The organism is Conexibacter sp. W3-3-2 (assembly GCF_009707605.1).
Taxonomy (GTDB): Bacteria; Actinomycetota; Thermoleophilia; order Solirubrobacterales; family Solirubrobacteraceae; genus Paraconexibacter; species Paraconexibacter algicola.
Window position 1 is genome coordinate 975,771 of sequence record NZ_WLYW01000001.1, and the last position, 20,426, is coordinate 996,196.

Annotated in this window: 18 protein-coding genes, 1 pseudogene and 1 riboswitch; of the genes and pseudogenes, 12 read left to right on the forward strand and 7 right to left on the reverse strand. The window is 69.9% G+C overall.

The features are described from left to right. Nucleotides 1-38: 38 nt before the first annotated feature. Entirely contained in the window at nt 39-1,274 is a 1,236-nt protein-coding gene (locus tag GKE82_RS04860; RefSeq protein WP_154735015.1) for an IS256 family transposase, read from the forward strand. Nucleotides 1,275-1,887: 613 nt separating this feature from the next. Here the strand turns inward: GKE82_RS04860 and GKE82_RS04865 are convergent. Further along, on the reverse strand, nt 1,888-3,123 hold the full coding sequence (locus GKE82_RS04865) for an IS256 family transposase (RefSeq protein WP_154735015.1): 1,236 nt from the start codon (nt 3,121-3,123) through the stop codon (nt 1,888-1,890). A gap of 43 nt (nt 3,124-3,166) precedes the next feature. On the opposite strand from GKE82_RS04865, the gene GKE82_RS04870 reads away from it, so the two are divergent. Next, a complete protein-coding gene (locus GKE82_RS04870; protein WP_154732503.1) occupies nt 3,167-4,228 on the forward strand; it encodes a site-specific integrase in 1,062 nt (353 codons plus the stop codon). A gap of 107 nt (nt 4,229-4,335) precedes the next feature. Further along, on the forward strand, nt 4,336-4,557 hold the full coding sequence (locus GKE82_RS31210) for a helix-turn-helix domain-containing protein (protein ID WP_154732504.1): 222 nt from the start codon (nt 4,336-4,338) through the stop codon (nt 4,555-4,557). A gap of 457 nt (nt 4,558-5,014) precedes the next feature. Here the strand turns inward: GKE82_RS31210 and GKE82_RS04880 are convergent, their stop codons facing one another. The 3 genes from GKE82_RS04880 to GKE82_RS04890 are packed head-to-tail and all read right to left on the reverse strand — an operon-like array spanning nt 5,015 to nt 8,211. Further along, nucleotides 5,015-5,620 (reverse strand): cadmium resistance transporter, encoded by a 606-nt coding sequence (locus GKE82_RS04880; protein WP_154732505.1) that lies wholly within the window; start codon nt 5,618-5,620, stop codon nt 5,015-5,017. 60 nt (nt 5,621-5,680) lie between these two features. After that, on the reverse strand, nt 5,681-7,864 hold the full coding sequence (locus tag GKE82_RS04885; RefSeq protein ID WP_154732506.1) for a cation-translocating P-type ATPase: 2,184 nt from the start codon (nt 7,862-7,864) through the stop codon (nt 5,681-5,683). After that, nucleotides 7,861-8,211: a metalloregulator ArsR/SmtB family transcription factor gene (locus GKE82_RS04890; protein WP_154732507.1), complete on the reverse strand. Its 351-nt coding sequence runs from the start codon at nt 8,209-8,211 to the stop codon at nt 7,861-7,863. Before GKE82_RS04890 ends, GKE82_RS04885 begins: the two co-directional genes overlap by 4 nt. 45 nt (nt 8,212-8,256) lie before the next feature. On the opposite strand from GKE82_RS04890, the gene GKE82_RS04895 reads away from it, so the two are divergent. Genes GKE82_RS04895 through GKE82_RS04905 form a run of 3 tightly spaced genes read left to right on the forward strand, consistent with a single transcriptional unit; the run spans nt 8,257 to nt 9,790 of the window. Next, nucleotides 8,257-8,703, forward strand: a complete 447-nt coding sequence (locus GKE82_RS04895) for a hypothetical protein (protein WP_154732508.1) — start codon at nt 8,257-8,259, stop codon at nt 8,701-8,703. Between the two features lie 3 nt (nt 8,704-8,706). Next, complete coding sequence (locus tag GKE82_RS04900; protein WP_154732509.1) at nt 8,707-9,309, forward strand: isoprenylcysteine carboxylmethyltransferase family protein; 603 nt, start codon at nt 8,707-8,709, stop codon at nt 9,307-9,309. 52 nt (nt 9,310-9,361) lie between these two features. Beyond that, nucleotides 9,362-9,790 carry an adenylate/guanylate cyclase domain-containing protein gene (locus GKE82_RS04905; protein ID WP_154732510.1) on the forward strand — a complete coding sequence of 143 codons (429 nt, stop codon included), beginning with the start codon at nt 9,362-9,364 and terminating at the stop codon, nt 9,788-9,790. A gap of 361 nt (nt 9,791-10,151) precedes the next feature. Here GKE82_RS04905 and GKE82_RS04910 read toward each other — a convergent pair whose 3' ends face one another. Further along, the gene (locus GKE82_RS04910; RefSeq protein WP_154735016.1) at nt 10,152-11,315 is read right to left on the reverse strand and encodes an MFS transporter; all 1,164 of its coding nucleotides are present in this window, start codon (nt 11,313-11,315) and stop codon (nt 10,152-10,154) included. Between the two features lie 379 nt (nt 11,316-11,694). On the opposite strand from GKE82_RS04910, the gene GKE82_RS04915 reads away from it, so the two are divergent. Then, nucleotides 11,695-11,871, forward strand: coding sequence for a hypothetical protein (locus GKE82_RS04915; RefSeq protein WP_154732511.1), 177 nt, complete (start codon nt 11,695-11,697; stop codon nt 11,869-11,871). Nucleotides 11,872-11,978: 107 nt separating this feature from the next. Here GKE82_RS04915 and GKE82_RS04920 read toward each other — a convergent pair whose 3' ends face one another. Continuing rightward, nucleotides 11,979-13,304: an IS256 family transposase gene (locus tag GKE82_RS04920; protein WP_196189050.1), complete on the reverse strand. Its 1,326-nt coding sequence runs from the start codon at nt 13,302-13,304 to the stop codon at nt 11,979-11,981. 116 nt (nt 13,305-13,420) lie between these two features. Between GKE82_RS04920 and GKE82_RS04925 the strand changes: the two genes are divergently transcribed. The 5 genes and pseudogenes from GKE82_RS04925 (at nt 13,421) to GKE82_RS04945 (ending at nt 18,937) form a co-directional block, all read left to right on the forward strand. Further along, nucleotides 13,421-15,709 carry a cation-translocating P-type ATPase gene (locus tag GKE82_RS04925; protein ID WP_154732512.1) on the forward strand — a complete coding sequence of 763 codons (2,289 nt, stop codon included), beginning with the start codon at nt 13,421-13,423 and terminating at the stop codon, nt 15,707-15,709. Continuing rightward, nucleotides 15,709-16,176, forward strand: a pseudogene (locus GKE82_RS31215) (ATP-binding cassette domain-containing protein); the annotation flags it as partial. The gene GKE82_RS04925 and the pseudogene GKE82_RS31215, both read left to right, overlap by 1 nt. A gap of 268 nt (nt 16,177-16,444) precedes the next feature. After that, on the forward strand, nt 16,445-17,086 hold the full coding sequence (locus GKE82_RS04935) for a hypothetical protein (protein WP_154732513.1): 642 nt from the start codon (nt 16,445-16,447) through the stop codon (nt 17,084-17,086). Between the two features lie 62 nt (nt 17,087-17,148). After that, complete coding sequence (locus tag GKE82_RS04940; protein ID WP_154732514.1) at nt 17,149-17,790, forward strand: ABC transporter permease; 642 nt, start codon at nt 17,149-17,151, stop codon at nt 17,788-17,790. After that, nucleotides 17,708-18,937: an alpha/beta fold hydrolase gene (locus tag GKE82_RS04945; protein ID WP_230316090.1), complete on the forward strand. Its 1,230-nt coding sequence runs from the start codon at nt 17,708-17,710 to the stop codon at nt 18,935-18,937. Before GKE82_RS04940 ends, GKE82_RS04945 begins: the two co-directional genes overlap by 83 nt. Nucleotides 18,938-19,469: 532 nt before the next feature. Here GKE82_RS04945 and GKE82_RS04950 read toward each other — a convergent pair. Next, nucleotides 19,470-20,129, reverse strand: coding sequence for a F510_1955 family glycosylhydrolase (locus GKE82_RS04950; RefSeq protein WP_154732515.1), 660 nt, complete (start codon nt 20,127-20,129; stop codon nt 19,470-19,472). Between the two features lie 154 nt (nt 20,130-20,283). Further along, nucleotides 20,284-20,425, forward strand: a riboswitch (cyclic di-AMP (ydaO/yuaA leader). The last annotated feature ends 1 nt before the right edge of the window (nt 20,426 follow it).

The following is a 20,426-nucleotide window of genomic DNA, read 5'->3' on the forward strand; positions in this document are numbered from 1 at the left end:
TCGGTCCCTTCCACAGGATCGATGAATGGAGCACCACGATGGCCGAGGACCGGATGATGACCCCTGCCGATGTCGTTGCGCGAGCGATGAGCGGCGAGCACGGAGATCTGTTGCGCGACGCGGTCGCGCTGGTCGTGCGTGAGTTGATGGAGGCCGAGGTCGCGCAGCTGACCGGGGCGGGCCGCGGTGAGCGGTCCGAGGACCGCGTCGCGAATCTCAACGGGTACCGCCAGCGGGCGTGGGACACCCGGGTGGGGAGCATCGAGCTGGCGATCCCCAGGACGCGGTCCGGGCCGTCGTACTTCCCGAGCTTCCTGGAGCCTCGGAGCCGGTGTGAGCAGGCGATCGTGAGCGTGGTGATGGAGGCCTACGTCAACGGCGTCAGCACCCGCAAGGTCGATCGGCTGGTGGAGCAGCTGGGGATCGGGGCGATGAGCAAGGACCGCGTCAGCCGGCTCTGTCGTGATCTGGACGAGCTGGTGGCCGAGTTCCGTGAGCGCGAGCTCACGGACGCCTATCCGTACCTGTGGCTGGATGCCAAGCACGTCAAGGTCCGCGAGCGCGGCCGGGTTGTCTCGAAGGCGCTGGTGGTCGCCTACGCGGTCAATCAGGACGGGGTGCGGGAGGTGATCGGCCTGGATATCGGCCAGGTCGAGTCGGGCCCGTTCTGGGTGGCGTTCCTGCGCTCGCTGAAAGCCCGTGGGCTGCACGGGGTGCAGCTCGCGATCAGCGACCACCACGAAGGCCTGAAGGCGGCGATCGCGCAGGTCCTGGACGCGCCGTGGCAGCGCTGCACCGTGCACTTCGTCCGCAACATGCACGGCCACTGCCGCCGCAACGAGCGCGGCCTGATCAGCGCTGGCCTGCGCGAGGTCTTCCAGGCCGCCGACGGCACCGAGGCGCGCCGCCGCGTCGGCGAACTGCTCGATCGCCTCGCACCGGTCGCTCCGAAGGTCTGCGAGCTGCTCGATGCTGCCGAAGAGGACCTCCTGGCGTTCTACGCGTTCCCGAAAGCGCACTGGAGCAAGCTGCGCTCGACCAACCCGCTGGAACGGGTCAACAAGGAGATCGGCAGGCGTTCGGATGTCGTCGGGATCTTCCCCAACGACGCGTCCGCGATCCGGCTCTGCGGCGCCGTCCTGATCGAGCAGAACGACGAGTGGCTGACCTGCCGGCGCTACCTCTCCGAAGAGTCGATGGCGGTCGTCCTGGCGGGCCCCATCGAGGACGCCGACGAGGTCCACGACCTGGAGGTCGCGAGCCTTGCGGCCTGACCCCCTCCGCTGGAGGCTGCACGCGTTGGGGGTCTCGCCTCGGCTCGCCCTCCGGGCTCACCTCAGCGACACCCCCCAACGCGATCCGAGAGGAGAAGAGCCCCCTCCACACGGCCTGACACGCCGCGATGTACCCGACGAGCGAGCTACACCACAACACGCGACTTGACTCCCCAGCCGGGAGGTACCACGTGATCTAGGAGGTTCTCAGGCCTATTACAAGGGCTTAGGGACGTCCGGGCCTATGGTCTACGCTCATATTGGAACCAAATTGGAACCAAGATTGGAGCAGACGTGGCGATATCTAACGGAAAGCGCGGCTACGGCACTGGATCCCTCCAGCAGATCGGGCAGGTCTGGTACGGCCTCTGGCGCGACGAAGCCGGCGCCAGGGTCAAGTCCCGCATCGGCTACATCAAGAGCCAGCAACACCCCGACGGACTAGTCAAGTCGCGTGTTGTGGTGTAGCTCGCTCGTCGGGTACATCGCGGCGTGTCAGGCCGTGTGGAGGGGGCTCTTCTCCTCTCGGATCGCGTTGGGGGTGTCGCTGAGGTGAGCCCGGAGGGCGAGCCGAGGCGAGACCCCCAACGCGTGCAGCCTCCAGCGGAGGGGGTCAGGCCGCAAGGCTCGCGACCTCCAGGTCGTGGACCTCGTCGGCGTCCTCGATGGGGCCCGCCAGGACGACCGCCATCGACTCTTCGGAGAGGTAGCGCCGGCAGGTCAGCCACTCGTCGTTCTGCTCGATCAGGACGGCGCCGCAGAGCCGGATCGCGGACGCGTCGTTGGGGAAGATCCCGACGACATCCGAACGCCTGCCGATCTCCTTGTTGACCCGTTCCAGCGGGTTGGTCGAGCGCAGCTTGCTCCAGTGCGCTTTCGGGAACGCGTAGAACGCCAGGAGGTCCTCTTCGGCAGCATCGAGCAGCTCGCAGACCTTCGGAGCGACCGGTGCGAGGCGATCGAGCAGTTCGCCGACGCGGCGGCGCGCCTCGGTGCCGTCGGCGGCCTGGAAGACCTCGCGCAGGCCAGCGCTGATCAGGCCGCGCTCGTTGCGGCGGCAGTGGCCGTGCATGTTGCGGACGAAGTGCACGGTGCAGCGCTGCCACGGCGCGTCCAGGACCTGCGCGATCGCCGCCTTCAGGCCTTCGTGGTGGTCGCTGATCGCGAGCTGCACCCCGTGCAGCCCACGGGCTTTCAGCGAGCGCAGGAACGCCACCCAGAACGGGCCCGACTCGACCTGGCCGATATCCAGGCCGATCACCTCCCGCACCCCGTCCTGATTGACCGCGTAGGCGACCACCAGCGCCTTCGAGACAACCCGGCCGCGCTCGCGGACCTTGACGTGCTTGGCATCCAGCCACAGGTACGGATAGGCGTCCGTGAGCTCGCGCTCACGGAACTCGGCCACCAGCTCGTCCAGATCACGACAGAGCCGGCTGACGCGGTCCTTGCTCATCGCCCCGATCCCCAGCTGCTCCACCAGCCGATCGACCTTGCGGGTGCTGACGCCGTTGACGTAGGCCTCCATCACCACGCTCACGATCGCCTGCTCACACCGGCTCCGAGGCTCCAGGAAGCTCGGGAAGTACGACGGCCCGGACCGCGTCCTGGGGATCGCCAGCTCGATGCTCCCCACCCGGGTGTCCCACGCCCGCTGGCGGTACCCGTTGAGATTCGCGACGCGGTCCTCGGACCGCTCACCGCGGCCCGCCCCGGTCAGCTGCGCGACCTCGGCCTCCATCAACTCACGCACGACCAGCGCGACCGCGTCGCGCAACAGATCTCCGTGCTCGCCGCTCATCGCTCGCGCAACGACATCGGCAGGGGTCATCATCCGGTCCTCGGCCATCGTGGTGCTCCATTCATCGATCCTGTGGAAGGGACCGACGAGCATGGACACCACGGTGGTCGGACTACGTCCGGACCCGGTGTCCTCCTACACCACTTCTACCGACGTGACCGACGGACTGAACCGTCGACAGGCGGAGGAGGCGTTCGCCAAGGTCCGCAGTGCCGACCGCCCGCCAACGGCAGACACGTCCTCCCGCATCACCGTCGAGTTGGCGGGCGAAGCGCTGAAGTCCAGCCTCGAGATCCGCGGGCGCCGGAAGAGCCACAAGCTCACCGTCGCGTCCGACCTAAAGAACCATCTCGCTCCGTTCTTCGACGACCGCGCACTGTCGGAGATCACGCCCGACGACGTCGAGCGGTACATCCGGGTCAAGAGCAAGACGCTCGCGATGAAGACGATCCGCAATCACGTCAACACCCTCCATTCGATCTTCGAGATCGGCGTCCGCAAGAGCTGGTGCGCATCGAACCCCGTGAAGGTCGCCGACCGTCCGCAGATCAAGAAGTCCGAGACACGGATTCGCTTCCTCGATCAGCCTCAGCTCGACACGCTCATCGCCGGCACGTTCCCCGACGATGTCTTCGGGACGATCGAGTCAACGCTCTACCTCACCGCCGCGATGACCGGCCTTCGCCAGGGCGAACTGCTCGGACTACGGTGGCGAGATGTCGACTTCACTGCACGCCGCGTACGCGTGGTCTCTCCGTACGTTCGTGGGGAGTTCGACGAGACCAAGAGCATCGACTCGAGCCGCTCCGTGCCGATGGCAAGCCACGTCGGTCAAGCCCTCTCCGATCTACGCGACCGCTCGCACTACTCCGCCCCGGGCGACCTGGTCTTCTGCCACCCCGAGACCGGCCACCCCCTCGACCGCTCCAAGCTCACGCGACGATTCGCAAAGGCCCTGGCGGCCAACGAGCTGCCCAAGGTCACCTTCCACGAGCTCCGCCACACCTTCGGTACCCGGATGGCCGCCGCCGGCGTCCCGATCCGCACCATCCAGCAGTGGATGGGACACGCCGACATGAAGACCACCCAGATCTACGCCCACTACTCCCCCACCGACAACGAAGCCGACACCATCGACGCCGCGTTCAGCTGACACCGGCGGCGCTCGCACCCCGATCGGCGCATGGTTCGAGCAAGACCACGACGGCGCTCGCGGGAAACTCGGGGGAGGTAGTTGGCGTCTCGCGCGACTGGATAAGCATGACGCTTTCCGACAACACCCCCCGTCACCTCCGATCACCGCAGGACGCCCTGCTGGACGCAGAAGCGGTTGCTCGGCTCCTGCAGGTCCCTGTCAGCTGGGTCTACGCCGAGGCCCGAGCGGGCCGCCTCCCCCATGTGTGCATCGGTCGTTATCGCCGCTTCCGCCGCGGGACGCTCGAGGAATGGATCGCCTCGCACGAGACGGGCTCACGCCGATGACACAAGGTCACCGACCCTGAGCCGCAGGAGCCTGCTGGCTCGTCCGGAACGGCAAGCGTCGGCGAACGAACCCAGAGCGCAACGCCGGCGGCTACGCACGTTGGTCCCGACTCAACCCGCAACGAACGCATCGCTCGGCGAAGCGCCGTCTCGATCAGCCGATCGGATGGCAGACCGCGCAGACCAGCGTCGGTCGCGTAGAGCACTTCAGACGGAGGTCGCTCCGTCTCCGGCCGTCGCCTCGACGTCGACGCCGTCGACACGCAAGCTGGGCGAGCCGAGGAAGCCTTCGCGCTCTGCGGCCTCGATGGAGTCCACCCCACGGAGCTCGACATCCTGTGTCTCGAGACCGAGCTCGTGCTGTTCACCGATCTCGTGGTGCAGTGACCGGGGGTCGTGCCTGCCGTCACCCTCGTCTCGCCTCTGGCCGTGGGTGCCGGCCGGGGGCGTGCCGCAGCTACAAGCCGAACGCCCCACCGTGGATGAGGATCGAACCGCCGATCACGCAGAGCACTATTGGGAGGAGGATGTGTCCCCAGCGCGCAAGGCCACGCGCAACGAGTGGCCGGGCTGCAACAGCCCGGCCAACGATGCATGCGGCCGCCACGCCCAAGAGGAACACGACCACGTAGGTCGTCAGTGTGGGCGTCGAGGCGGCGGTGAATACCGGCACGTAGATGCCGATGTTGTCGCCGCCGTTTGCGAACGTGACAGCTGCCACGGTCCACATGCTCGGCGCGACCCCACTCTGCGACGGGGCGGAGGGACCAGTCAGGGCCGTCTCGCCTTCGCGCGCTACGTCGTGCGCCGCTCTGAGCCCCAGCGCGAGAGGCACCAAGCCGAGGTAGGCAATGACCGAATCGTCGAACTGGCCGAGCCCCACCGCGGCGGCCAGAGAGACCGCGAGAATGCCCGTAAAGCCGACGTACTGACCGACGACGACGCGGCGAACCGCTCGGTGATGCCCAGTTGCACGCGCGAAGTACAGCGCCAGGAGCACGACGTCGTCGACGTTCGTCACCGCGAACATCACCATCGCGCGAACCACCGCTTCTGCGGACATACCGTCCGTCAGTACAGCAGCCGTGTGACGTGGCGCGGCTCGCCACGCACTGCTCGGCGTTCAGGCGCCTGGCTGTTCTCGTGCCTCCCGGTCCCCCGCTCCGGTGCGCATCCGCAGGAGCCGCAGGCCGTTGGCGGTCACGAGCAGCGAGACGCCCATGTCGGCGATGACGGCCACGACGATGCTGACGTAGCCCAGCGGCGCGAGCGCGACGAACACGATCTTGGTCGCGAGGGACACGGCGATGTTCTGCCGCATGATCCGCAGGGCGCGGCTCCCGTGCGCGAGGGCGTCGGGGACGCGGTCGAGGTCGTCGGCCATGAGCGCCACGTCGGCGGCCTCGATGGCGATGTCGCTGCCTGCGGCACCCATCGCGATACCGACCGACGCTGCGGTGAGTGCGGGGGCGTCGTTGATGCCGTCGCCGACCATGGCGACCGGGCCGTGCTCGTCGGCCAGCGCGCGGATCGCGGTGAGCTTGTCCCCGGGCAGCAGCTCGGACTGCCAGGTCCGCAGTCCGACCTCGCCGGCCAGTGCGGCGGCGACGCGGTCGCTGTCTCCGGTGAGCATCTCGACATGCTCCACGCCGTCGAGCTCGCGGACGCGTGTCAGCGCGGCGGCGGCGTTGCTGCGCGGGCGGTCGGCGAGACCGAAGACGGCGAGCAGCCTCGAGCCTTCACCGAGCATGACCGCGGTCTGCCCCTCGTCTTGCATCGCTCGAGCGTCCGGCGGCACCTGCGCCTCGTGCTCTCGTGCCTGGCGGGGGCCGCCGACCCAGAGCTCGCGTGTCTCGACGGTGGCCCGGGCGCCTCGTCCGGGCGACGCCGTGAACGCGGTGCTCTCGGGGATGGGGACGCCTCGGTCCTCGGCGGCCCGCACGATGGCGCGGGCAAGCGGATGCTCGGAGCGCCGCTCGACCGCCGCCGCGAGCGCGAGCGCGTGGTCGGGGTCGGTTTCGTCCAGCGGTTCGATGGCTCGCAGCTCGGGCCGACCCTCGGTGAGTGTGCCGGTCTTGTCGAGCGTGAGGACGCGGACGCGGCCGAGGTCCTCGAGTGCCTGACCGCCCTTGATCAGCACTCCGCGCCGCGCGGCGCCGCCGATGGCCGAGACGACGCTCACCGGCACCGAGATGACCAGCGCACACGGGCACGCGACGATCAGCAGCGCCAGGCCGCGGTACACCCACGTCGACGGGTCGCCACCGAACAGCGGTGGCAGCACCGCGGTCGCCGCGGCGGCGAGGACGACGATCGGGGTGTAGCGGCGGGCGAAGCGATCGACGAACCGCTCGGAGGGTGCCTGGGTGCCTTGGGCGTCGGCGACGAGCTGCGCGATCCGCGCGAGGGTCGAGTGCTCGGCGTCGGCCGTCACACGCAGCACGAAGGACCCGACCTCGTTGAAGGTGCCGGCGAAGACCTCGCTGCCGACGGTCTTGGTGACCGGGACAGCCTCGCCGGTCAGTGCCGACTCGTCGACCGCCGACTCCCCTTCGTGCACGACGCCGTCGAGCGCGATCCGCTCGCCGGGTCGCACGACGACCAGCGCGCCGACGGGTACCTGCCCCACGTCCACCCGGTGCTCGGCACTCCCGAGCAGCACGGTGGCCTGCAGGGGAGCGAGATCGAGCAGCGCCTCGACGGAGCGGCGGCTGCGATCCATCGCCAGCGACTCGAGCGTCGTGCCGATCGCGAAGAGCACGACGACCAGCGCCGCCTCGACGTGCTCGCCGATCGCCAGCGCGCCGACCGCCGCGAGCGTCATCAGCACGTTCATATCCAGGTGGCGTGCGCGGATCCCGGCCACCGCCGCTCGCGCGATCGGCCAACCGCCCAGCAGGATCGACGCGATCGTCAGGCCCTCGACGGCGCGGTCGGGCGCACCCAGTACGGCTGTCGGGATGGCCGCGAGGAGCAGCGCGGTCGCGCCGAGCGTGGATCGGGTACGGGCGTTCAGCCGCGGACCGGTGGACGCGCCCGGCGACGTGTCGCGGACCGTGAAGCCGGCGCGGCGAACCGCGGCGCGTAGCGCTTCGTCGCTGGCCGGCCCGTCGACCGTCATCACGCCCGTGCTGAACGTGACGGCAACGCGCTCGACACCATCGACGTCCCGGACCGTCCGCTCGAGGGTGGTCGCGCAGGACCCGCAGTCCATCCCCTCGATACGCAGGCGATGAACGCCGACGGGCGCCGGCGACGACGGCGCCGGGGCGGGCTGGGCCATCGGCAGCTCGACCGGCGCGTTCATGCGCGCACGCTCGTCGAGGCCACGACCGCGAGCAGTTCGCTGCCGCGGGAGGTGAGCGAGTAGAGGACCATGCGTCCCTCCTTGCGCGAGGTCGCCAGCCCTCCGGCGCGGAGTTGACGCACGTGATGGGAGACCAGTCGCTCCTGTCGGCCGCTCACCCACGCGAGGTCGCACACGCAGAGCTCGCCGCCGTCGCGCAGCGCCATGGCCAGACCCAGACGGGTGGGGTCGGCCAGCGCACGGACCTGCTCCGCCATCGTCTCGAGCTCCTCCAGCGCAGGCAGCTCTTGGCGCAGGCGCTCAGCCAGGTCGAGATCGAGGCACAGCAGGTCGCAGCTTTCACTCATTGCAACAATGTACCAACGTTCGTTGGTGTGTATCGTCGGGGTTGTATGCGACCTACTCCCCCCTTCGCCGCCCTCATCGGGCTCGCGCTGCTCGCCGGTTGTGGCGGTGACGCTCCCGACCGCGATCTGCGCTCGGACCGCCTGACCGTCCTGGACTGGGCCCGAGCCAGTCCCCGGGCACTGTGCGTCACGGAGGACGCCGCGCGCGCCGAGGTTGGCCGCACCGCGCTCCGCACGCAGGACGGTCCCGCGGGCAAGGAGTGCTGGATCGCCGTCGACTCGACCGAGCCGATCGCTTCGGGCGAGGACGTCGTCGAAGTGCGCACCGGCGACGACCGCGACGAGATGCGTTTCGATGCCGACGCTCGCAGACGACTGATCGCGCTCGGGACCGACTCACACGTCGGCGTCGTCTACGACGGACGCCTGCTCGACGTCGTCTTCCCGAAGGACGGACTGGTCCGCATCGCCGCGGCCCGAGCGGAGGGCTGACACATGACGACGCTCGCGCTCGGACTCTTCCTGATCTACCTCCTCGTCGCGTTCCTCGGCCGCGCACTGCTGCTCAAACGCGCCACCGGCACCGCCGGATGGCGCGGCATCAGCGGACGCCCCGGGTCGGCCGCGTGGTTCGGCGGCGTGCTCTTCGCCGTCGCGCTCGCCCTGGGAGTCGCAGCGCCCGTCGCCGACCTCCTCGGTGCCTCCGTCGTGTTCGAGTCCGACGTGCTGCGCGGGGTCGGGCTGGCAGTCTTCCTCGCTGGAGCGTCGGGCTCCCTCGCCGTCCAGCAGGCCATGGGCGCCACCTGGCGTGTCGGGGTCGACGCCACCGAGCAGACCGACCTCGTCCGTGCCGGGCCGTTCTCCCACGTCCGCAATCCGTTCTTCACCGCCCTGGTGGTCGCCGCGCTCGGCCTGACGCTCATGGTGCCCGGAGTCTTGGCCTTCCTCGGCCTCGGCCTCCTCGTGCTCGCCATCCAGCTGCAGGTCAGAGCCGTCGAGGAGCCCTACCTCCTGGCCGCCCACGGCGACGGGTACCGCGCGTACGCCGAGAGCACCGGACGGTTCGTCCCGGGCGTCGGAACACTCGGCCGCCGGTGAGCCTGAGCCTCCGAACCTGCTCCATCCCGTCGAGTACGCTCCCGCCGCCGTCATGCACTCGTTCCTCATTGCCGACCTCGCCGGGTTCACCGCTCTCACCGAAGCGCACGGCGACGAGCGGGCCGCCGACGTCGCCGCGGACTTCGTCGACGGCATGCGCCGACTCGTGACGCGACACGAGGCCCGGGAGATCAAGACGATGGGCGACGCAGTGCTGGTGCACATCGGCGACGCGGCACGAGCCGTATGCCTGGCCGAGTGCGCCGTGGGAGAACTCGGGAGCCGGCACGGATCGCTGGCGGTGCGCATCGGCGTGCACACCGGACCGGCGGTGCAGCGCGGCGCGGACTGGTTCGGCGCCACGGTCAACATCGCCGCGCGCGTGGCGGCCGAGGCACGGGCCGACGAAGCACTTCTGACCGACGCCACCGTCGTGGCAGCCGGTGAGTCCCGGCGGTGCGCCGGCGTCACTCGTCCATGAGGGCAAGTCGGTGTTGTTCTGCTCCACCGCGTGCGCTGCCGTCTTCGCAGAATCACCTGAGCTCTTCGCCGACCGCCTTGTGCCAGTACAAGGCGACAGTGCGGGGACCTCAGCACGCGTGCCCGGCCAGGAGCAACAAATCCGGGCAGGTGAATGACGAACTGCAACCGGGGCCGGGCTGCCACGCTGCGGGAGAGCGGCGCCGCTCCTCGGCCGTCCTCTGTAGGCGGGGGGCCACTTCCCGCGGCGGACGAAGTTGCTCGTGGACGCGCTCGTCGTCAGCCCGGAGCCGGTGATCGCACAGTGGCCGGGCGCCGCGATCGCACGAGCTGCTCCTGCGCGTTGCCGAAGGGGTCGGCCGTCAGCGCGTCCACAGACGGGACGCCAGCGCGACCGACACCGCGCAGCTGAGGCCGAGCCCGAGCGCCACCGGACCGATACCGACCACGGCGCCCAAGGCCCCGGCCACCGGGTAGGTGACTAGCCAGCATGCGTGGGACAGCGCGAACTGCGCCGCGAAGAGCGGAGGCAGGTCGTCCCGGTCCCCGGATCGCTGGATCAGCCGGCCGGCCGGCGTCTGGACCAGTGCCAGGCCGGCGCCGAGCACGACCCAGAGCAGGAGCAGCGCTCCGTAGGTGGGGACCAGGCCGACGAGTGACAGCCCGGCAGCGAGAACGAGGCCGCCGGTCAGCATGGCCGCGCGGTCGCTCACCCGATGCAGCAGGCGGGGTACCGCTGCTGCCGTGATGACAGAGCCGATCCCGGCGGCAGCCAGGGCGACGGCGACCGCGGTGCTGCTGCGTTCGAAGTCCTCACGGACGAGCGTGACGGTGTTGACGATCACCGTGGCACTGGCAGCTGCCGCGGCGAAGTTCAGCGCCAGCAGCCCTCGCAACCGTGGCAGGGTCCAGAAGCGGCGGGCGCCGAGCGTGATCCGCCTCCAGGACCGGTCGGAGACATCGCGGGTCGCCTTGGGGAGCGCGAGTCCGGCGATGAGCAGCGCGGAGAGGAGGAACGTCACGCCGTTGAGCGCGAAGAGCGCGTCGAAGTCAACGAGCAGCAGCATCGCTGCAGCGATCGCCGGCGCGAGAATCTCGCCGACGTCGTAAGCCACCCGCGAGAACGACAACGCGCGCGTGTAGTCCCCCTCGTCGGGAAGGACCTCGGGGATCGTGGCCTGGAACGCCGGGGTGAACCCGGCCGCGCAGGCGTTGACCACGAGGATCAGGACGAAGACCTGCCACACCTGCGTGACGACCGGCAGAAGAAACAGCACCCCGGCTCGAGCTAGGTCGAGACCGACCAGCAGGCTCCTGCGGTCGACGCGGTGCGCGTGCGCGGCGATCACCGGCGAGAGCCCGACGTACGCGACCATCTTCAGCGCGAGCGCGACACCCAGCACAGCGCCGGCGTTCGGGCCGGCCAGGTCGTAGGCGAGAAGTCCGAGCGCGACCGTCGTCACACCGGTCCCGACGAGCGCGATGACCTGCGCGGCGAAGAGCCGGCGGTACACCGGGTTGGCCAGCGGGCCCGACGCGGGACCGGACTGGTGTGGATAGCGGAGGTGGCGGTGCGGACCGCCGTGCGAGTGGGTATGCCGGTGCCCGCCGTGGGCGTGAGGCTGAGGTTCGAGCGCGTTCACCCAGGGGACTCCGGTCGGAATATCGATGGTGGCATGTCCGTGTGCACGGGGCTCAGTCGGTATCGCGTGAGCGGGCGAAGAGCAGTGCACCGACGACCGATCCCCGCTCGTCGCGGGCAGGCCCCGCGGAGCGACCCTGCACGGTGACACGCTCAACACCGACACTGCGTAGGAGCCCGCAACGATCTTGCGCCGGTCCACGGATGCCGACCCGTCCGCGCCCGCCTAGCGTCGAGGGACGCAAAACGACGAGAGGCCTGACATGAAGTCGAACCACATGGTGATCTGTGTACTGCTGGTCGTCGCGGGAGTGGTCCTGCTGTCGACCGGTGCCGGGGCGCTTGCTGTCCTGCCGCTGCTGCTTTGCGGGGCGATGATGGGCGGGATGATGTGGATGATGATGCGTTCGCCGGGCGGGTCTGACCGTGGCGATCGCTGAGCACGACATCGCGTCTGCCGAAGCACGCAGATCGGTCGCCGTCCTCCACGTCGGCGGTTTGGAGGATGTCCCGGTCGCCGTGGAACTTCTCGGCGGCGGTTCGGTGATCAGTGAGCGGGTGCGAGCGTAGCGGCCGGCTCGGGGGTCGTGGTGGACATGGTCGGCGAGGCGGTTGCGGAGCGTCGGGCGGCGAGGTCGCGCTCGACGGCGATCGTGAGTGTGGCGAGGTGGTCGACGCCGATGATTTTCCGGAACTGCTGTTCGGCTTCGAGCATGCCGGCGGCGGTCCATCTGAGGCACATGTCGCCGGACTGCCAGCGCTTCACGTTCCTGGAGGTGCGGCGGACGAACTCGATCATCGACTCGATCGGGTTCGTCGAGGCGAGGGTGCGGCGGAGTTGCTCGGGGCAGCCGAGGCGCTGCAGTGTGAGCGTCTCGGGGAGGCCTTCGCGCAGCGACGCCGCGGCTCCGGGATGGGAGTGGGCGAGTTCGTCGGCGAGCCGGTTGAGGCCGTCGAGCGCGAGCTCGTAGTTGGACTGCTTCCAGGCGGTGCGCAACCTGCGCTTGACGAGGTCGCGATCGGCCTCGGGGAGGTGGTCCAGGACGTTCCTCTCCTTGTGGCGGATGCATCGCTGGACGGGGACCGGGCCGAGGACCTGGTCGACCGCCGCGCGCAGCGCCTTTCCGCCGTCCAGGACGACCAGGACGCCCTGGTCGAGGTCCAGGCCACGGTCGACGAGGTCGGCGAGGAGGTGCCGGGCGACCGTCTGGTTCTCGGTGCTGCCGTCCCAGAGGCCGAGCGGGACCTTCACCCCATCGGTCGTGACCCCGAGGGCGACGACGCAGCAGCGGCCTTTGAGCTCGATCCCGTCGAGCATCAGCGCCGCCAACCGCACGTCGCCCAGGTCGCGCGACATGAGCGCGCGCAGGTGCTCGGTCGTGCGCCCGACGAACTCGCGGCTGACCGCGCTCTTGGAGGTCGACCGCTCGGCCGCGGTCACGTGCTCGCCGACCGGCTCCCGGGTGCGCGCGAACCGTCGCGTGGAGACGCCGGCGAGCATCTGCTCGAGCACGACCCGGGTGAGTGGGTCACGGTCGGCGAAGTGCGCGTAGGTCTGAAGGCGGATCTCGCCGCTGCCGTCAGCGGCCCGCACCCGCGGGCGTTGCACGCCGACACGCCGGCCGCCCAAGGTGACCTCGCCCGGTTCGTGGCCGTGGCGCACCGCGACGCGGTCCGGGTCGCGTCGGCCTTTCGGGCCGACGACCTCGGTGACCTCTTCTTCCATCAGCGTGTCCAGCACGCCGAGCCCGACGCCGACGCTCAACGCCAGCAGCCCGTCCTTGGCGGCATTGACGAGCTCTCCGAGCGCCTCCTGCACAGCGGGCGGCAGCGCGAGCTCGCGGCCGTCGGGGTCCTGCTCTACGTTCCTCACGGCGGTTCTCCTGTCTCGGATGGACTTCAAGCACCCGTCACGCTCCCAACGGGAGCGGACGAGGCGGGAGAACCGCCGCCTACAAAGTTCTACGAGCTACGGGACAACCTCGCGGTTTGTCCTACGCGGGCGAGGACGCGATCGTCGAGGGCGCGCTCTCACGCCGCCCTGGGGTGCTCGAGGTCGAGGCCAACGTCGTGGCCCAGACCGCGACGGTCGTCTTCGATCCTGGTCTGACGTCCGTCGAGGACCTCCAGGGATGGGTCGTGGAGTGCGGGTATCACTGCGCAGGCCAGTCCGTTCCGGGGCACGTCTGCGACCCGTACGCGCAGGAGGGTCTTCCGGGCCCGCGGGACGGCGCGGCGGTCGAGCGGGCCGGTAAGGCCCACGGCGACGGTGACGGCGGGCACGCCGGCATGTCGATGGACGCCATGGCCCGCGACATGCGCAACCGCTTCCTGGTGGCGCTGACCTTCGCCATCCCGACGGTGCTGTGGTCGATGGTGGGCGCGCAGGTGCTGGGCACGGAGCTGGCGACGCCGTTCGGCATGGACCGTGATGTCTGGCTGCTGGTCCTGAGCCTGCCGATCGTCCTGTACGCCTGCTCGATCTTCTTCGTCGGCGCGGTCGCGGCACTCCGTGCGCACACGCTGGACATGATGGTCCTGGTCGCTGTGGCGATCGGCACGGCCTGGCTGTACTCCTTCGCCGCGACGTTCTTCATCGAGGGCGACGTCTTCTACGAGGCGTCGGCGATGCTCGCCACCTTCGTGCTGCTCGGCCACTGGTTCGAGATGCGTGCGCGCCGCGGCACCAATGACGCCATCCGGGAGCTGCTCGACCTCGCGCCGCCGACCGCGGTTGTCCTCCGGGAGGGCGAGCCCGTCGAGGTGCCCACCGCAGAGGTCGTCGTCGGCGACCTGGTCCTCATCCGCCCCGGGGCGAAGCTCCCCGTCGACGCGGTGGTCGAGGAGGGGTCGAGCGACGTTGACGAGTCGACGGTGACCGGCGAGAGCCTGCCGGTCCGCAAGGGCGTCGGGGACCAGCTGATCGGAGCGACGATCAACAAGAACGGCACGCTGCGTGCCCGGGCGACCGCTGTCGGGGCGGACACCGCGCTCGCCCAGATCGTCAAGCTCGTCCAGGAGGCGCAGAACTCCAAGGCGCCGGGCCAGCGGCTGGCGGACCGGGCCGCCTTCTGGCTCGTGCTCGTCGCGCTGGTCGGTGGTCTCGTCACCTTCCTCGTCTGGTACGTGATCGTCGGCAGCGACGTCGAACGCTCGCTGCTGTTCGCTATCACCGTGGTCGTCATCACCTGTCCCGACGCGCTCGGGCTCGCGACACCGACGGCGATCATGGTCGGCACCGGACTCGGCGCCAAGCGGGGCGTGCTCTTCAAGCACGCGATGGGCCTGGAGCAGGCCGCGAAGCTCGACACCGTCGTCTTCGACAAGACCGGCACGCTGACGCGCGGCGAGCCGGAAGTGGTGAGCATCGCCACGGCCGACGGCTCCTCCGAGCACGACGTGCTCCGCCTGGTGGCGGCGGTCGAACGCGAGAGCGAGCACCCACTGGCCGAGGCGGTTGTCCGCGCGGCGCAGGCCCGCTCGCTCACGCTCCCTGTGGTCGCGTCCTTCGAGGCGGTCCCCGGGCACGGCGCGCTCGCCGTGGTGGAAGGGCACCGGCTCGCGGTCGGCAACGCGCGTCTGCTGGCCCGGGAAGGCATCAGCCTGGGCGGTCTTGGGCCGCGTGCGGCCGAGCTCGCGGGTGAGGGCCGCACGACCGTGCTCGTCGCGCTCGACGGCGCCGCGGTCGCCGTCATCGCCATCGCCGACGCGACACGGGAGACCTCGGCCGAAGCCGTGCAGGCGCTCAAGGACCTCGGCGTGCGGCCGGTCATGATCTCCGGGGACAGCAAGGCCACCGCTGAGCGCATCGCCGCCGAGGTGGGCATCGACGAGGTGTTCGCAGAAGTGCTGCCGGGCGACAAGGCCGCGAAGATCGCCGAGCTGCAGGCGCAGGGCCGCAAGGTCGCCATGGTCGGAGACGGCGTCAACGATGCGCCGGCCCTCGCGCAGGCCGACGTCGGCATCGCGATCGGCGCCGGCACCGACGTCGCCGTCGAGACCGCCGACGTCGTCCTGATGCGCTCGGACCCGTTCGACGTGGTCATCGCCATCACCATCGGTCGCGGGACGGTGCGCAAGGTCCGACAGAACCTCTGGTGGGCCGTCGGCTACAACTCGCTGGGACTGCCGATCGCCGCCGGAGTGTTCGCTCCCCTGGGCTTCGTCCTGCGCCCCGAGATCGCCGCCATCTCCATGGCGGACTCGAGCATCATCGTCGCCGTCAACGCCGTGATGCTCAAGCGGTTGCACATCCCGCGGCCACGTGGCCGGGCGTGATGCCCCAGGGATCGGCATCGGTCTCGCCGGCACCGACGATCCGAGCCGTGCCCGCGCCCGTGCTGGTGGTCTCGGACGTCCGCAAGGGCTTCCGCCGCGGGCCGCCGTGGAAACGACGACGCGTTGACGTCCTCCGCGGCGCGAGCCTCACCGTTGCGCCCGGCGAGCTCGTCGGGCTCGTGGGCGAGAACGGTTCGGGCAAGAGCGTCCTACTGCAGATCCTCGTCGGTCTGCTCGGACGCGACGCCGGCACGATCGACCGGCCCGAGCGGCTCGGCTACTGCCCGCAGCTGCCTCTGCTGTGGGAGAAGCTCAAGGTGCGAGAGCACTTCGAACTCTTCGCCGAGGCCTACGACCTCGAGCCGGCCCGGGCCGCCGGTTCGCAGGCTGCGCTACTGGTCGACCTGAACTTCGCCAAGTACCTCGACTACCGCGTCGAGGACCTCTCCGGTGGAACGCGGCAGAAGCTCAACCTCGCGCTCGCACTCCTGCACGATCCCCAGCTGCTGCTGCTCGACGAGCCCTACAGCGGGTTCGACTGGGGACCTACGTCCAGTTCTGGAAGATGGCCGAGCGGCGCCGCGACGAGGGCATGGGCATTCTCGTCGTCAGCCACCTGCTGGCAGAGCGCGAGCGACTCGACCGCCTCTACGAACTGCGGGACGGCCGCTGCAAGACGCTGTGATGCGGACGGCCACCTTCGTCCGCGAGCAGCTGCGCGACCCCTCCACGCTCGTGCTCCTCGTCGCGGTCCCGGCGATCTTCGTCGTCGCCGCCGCAGAGGTGCTGCAGGACTTCGCCGGAGCGCTCGGGGGCTCGCTGGCCGGTGACGCCGCCAGCACACTCGGTGCGGGCTGGGCGGCCGCGTTCATCGCGGGCACGCTCGGGCTGTTCCAAGCTACGTCCTCGCGGGGGGCAGACCGACGTCTGGCGCTGACGGGACTGGGCCCTGCTCGCGTCGCTGCGTCACGGATCACGGCCTCGCTTATGCTGGCGGTGATCGCCGCGTCGGCGGGGCTCCTCGCCCTCCTCGCTCGTACCGGCATCGCGCATCCGTGGCACGCGGCCGTGGCGGTTCTGGCCTTCGCCGTCATCTACCTCGCGATCGGCATCCTGGTCGGATCGTTGATCGACGATCCCCTCGAGGGGTCGCTCGCTGTGACCTTCATCTTCCTGCTGGACGTGTTCTCCGGCCCGGGCATGACCGCCGAGGCGGCCCCGTACAGCGTCAGCCGCAAGGCGGCCGACGTGTTGCTGACCGCCGGCCTCGGCGGCCGGACCGACACGTCGGCCTGGGTCGGCCTCGCGCTGATCACCTTCGGGGCGCTGGCCGCTGCATCGGGTGCCTTTGTGCTCGCATCCCGGAGTCGCGCATGAGCCGGGTCCTGACCGCGACGCGCATGGGCTTCGCCGAGCAGACACGTCGTCCGCTGCTGCTCGTGCTGCTCGTCGGGCTGCCGTTCTTCTTCATCACACGCTCGGTCCTGGCCACCGAACTGCTGCCCCGCACCGTGCAGCTCCCAGGCGGCGCGACGACGCTGACGACGATGCGCGACGTGCACGGCGCAGTGATGACCGCGATCACGATCTCGTTCCTGGCCGGGCTGGTCGGCGTCTTCGTCATGCAGTCCGCGCTGCAGGCCGATCGGCGCCTGGTGCTCGCCGGGTTCCGCCCCACGCAGGTCCTCGGACCGCGGCTCCTGGTCGTCGCGGCGACGACAGTGCTCGTCCTCGTCGTCTCGCTCGGGGTGACCGCCCTGAGTTTCACGCCGCGCCAATGGTCGGCCTTTGCCCTCGGCAACCTGCTCGTCGGTACCACCTACGGCCTGCTCGGCACCCTGGCCGGGGCCGTCGTGGGTCGGCTCGGAGCAACGTACCTCGTGCTGTTCGGCGCGATGCTCGACCTCGGCGTCGTGCAGAACCCGATGTTCGGTGCCGGCGAGCCTCCAGTCTGGGCCGCGGTGCTTCCCGGCTACGCCTCCGGACGCGTGATCGTCGATGGCGCGTTCGCCGATGACTTCCAGCGGGCACCGAACTCCTTGTCAGCGCGGGCTGGGTGGTGGTGCTCCTTCTCTGCGTGACCTTGGTGCTCCGTCGCTCCATCGCGGTCGCCGACCGTTGACGGCGATACCGATCGCGCTCGGTGCCGCTGCGCTCCTGGCCGGCGGACGGCTGGTGCTGACAGGGCGTCCCATGCAGCATCACCTTCGGTGGACCGCCGCGCTGATCGCTCTCGCCGCGATGCTGCCGATCGATCGAGCGAGGGATCCGGTCGGCGCGATAGGCCTCGCTGCGGCTCTCGTTGGTCTCTACGTGTGGGCGCTGCTGCGCTGGCGCCGCGCGCGCCGACAAGAGGTCGACGCGGGGATGCCTCCAGGGATCGGCATCGGCGGCGACGCCTTGCTGCGTCCGCAGCGTTCCCCGGAGGTCGTGCTGCTCGCGCACACCCGAGGAGGGCCAACCGATCAGGCGCCCGAGGTTCTTCTCCTGCACGGGTTGGCGGCTTCGCGGAGCGTCTGGACGCCCCTTGGCCGTCTGCTCGACGAGGCCGATGCACCGAACCTGCGCCCCGATCTACTCGGCTTCGGAGCCTCGCGATCGATCGGGACGAAGTTCGGCCTCGATGACCATGTGACCGCGGTGCTGCGGCTCCTCGATGCCGTCGGCGCACGCTCGGTCGTCGTCATGGGGCACTCATTCGGGTGCGCGGTCGCCGTCGGGGTCGCCGCCCGCCGCCCTGAGCTCGTCCGTGAGCTCATCCTGGTCTGCCCGCCGGTGTTCCGCAGCGGCGCGGCCGCGCGAGAGCGACTCGGGCGCGACGACTGGATGGCTCGGCACATCGTCAACGGATCACGCGTCGCGAGCACTGCGTGCGCCGTGATGTGCGTCCTGCGCGGCCCCGCCGCCGCGCTGGTGACCCACATCGCTCGCGAGACGCCGAGTGAGCTCGCGCGAGAGAGCGTGAACCACTCCTGGCCTGCCTACCGGGACGCGGTCGTGTCGCTGCTCGACGAGAACCCGCTCCCGTCGTGGATCTCGCAGCCCACGAGCGTCACGACGGTCGTACTGGCGACCGACGACTCGCGAGCACCGGCCGGCGACGTCCTCCGATGGCCGCACGAGTGCGTCCAAGTCCTCGAGCTCCCGGGCGATCATCTGCTCCCGATCACCCAGCCGGACGTCCTGGCGAAGCTCATCATCGAGGCGCGCAAGCACGACAGCCACTGAGCAGCCGCGCAGACCCTGCTCCACCTACGGTCGAGCGGACGCCGCCCCGCTGCCGCAGCCACAAGCCGGCCTTTCGGGCTCTGCAGGGGTCGAGCCGCAGCACGAGCCGGTCGACGGGTCGCGAGGGGCGTCCGTCGCTGCGCTTGCTCGGTCGGTCTCGAGGGCGGCTTCGATCCGCGTCGAGCAACAGCAGGCCGATGGGGTCGGTTCGCCTCTCGGCGCGGCGGGCGTGACGGGAAGGAGGCTCATGCTCCGAAGGTAGAGCCGCGGCCGAACCGCGTCATCGGTATCCGACCGTCGTCCGCTTGCGTTTTTCTACGCACGACGTCCCTCGACTCGCGAAGCTGGGGCGTCGCTGACTGACGCCGTGGCGCATCACCGGATCGGTTCGAGCGTCAAGCTCCAGGTTCGGCCGCCGTCCTTGCTGGCATGGACAGCTCCGTCGTCGGCGCCGACGAGGAGCCCGCGCCCGGATTCCACGAGCGCCGCAGGAACGACCGGTGCGCGACCGAGCTGATTGACCGTGCGCAGGTCACCGTCGATTCGCTGGACGACCTGATCCTGTCCGATCGCGGTGATTCCGTCGGTCCCCCCATGCGAGATGGCTCAAGGGCAGATCGACCACCGGACGGAACGTCTCTCCGCCGTCCCGGGATACCAGGATGCCCATCTCGGTCGAGACCACAAGCCGTTCCGGGTTCCGCGGGTCGAGCGCCAGGTCGAGGACCGGTGGCGTGCTTGCCGCGCGCCAGGTCAGCCCTGCGTCGATGCTTCGCAGCAGCTTGCCGCTGAGTGCGTCGAACGCGTAGACGCGTTGCCCGGCGACCTCGATCGCGTGCAGGTCGGCCTGACCTTCGAGCGAGATCGTGCTCCAACTGCGCCCACCGTCGGTGGAGCGGATGAAACCGACGGACGACGGACCACCGCGACGGACATCGGGATGGCCCGACCCGACATAGCGCCCAGGCGCCTCGACGGAGAAGCCCATCACATCTCGGCGCTCGTCCCCGACGGCGGTGGCGCGCGTCGCGCCCTTCTCGGCGCGGAACATGCCGTTGTGGGCAGCGACGAGGATGGAGCCATCCTGAGGATCAAGACCCACTGCGTGGACGTGACCGACCGGGTCGGTGACGACGAGCCCCGCTGCCTCGTCATCGCCTCCTCCGCACCCCGCGAGCAGGGCGGCGACCAAGAGAGGAATGAGAAGGCGGGACGACGAAGACCACATTGATGTCAATGTACTACGCGCTGTGGGAGATCCTTGCCAGGCCGAGAAGAGTGCTGGCGCGTCGTCTTGAGCAGATTCGACTCGACATAAGTCGGGGCCGTCGTCTACTCTCCTACGCGTCATAGGAGCGCCGAGTCCTCGTCGAGAGACGGGGAGCGGGGGACCCACTCACGGGGCGAATCGACCGGCTTGCCGGTTGTAGCGCAACTCTTTCAGCGCGAGCCCGTCAGCTAACCCCGTAGGCCAACGAAAGAGAGTCCC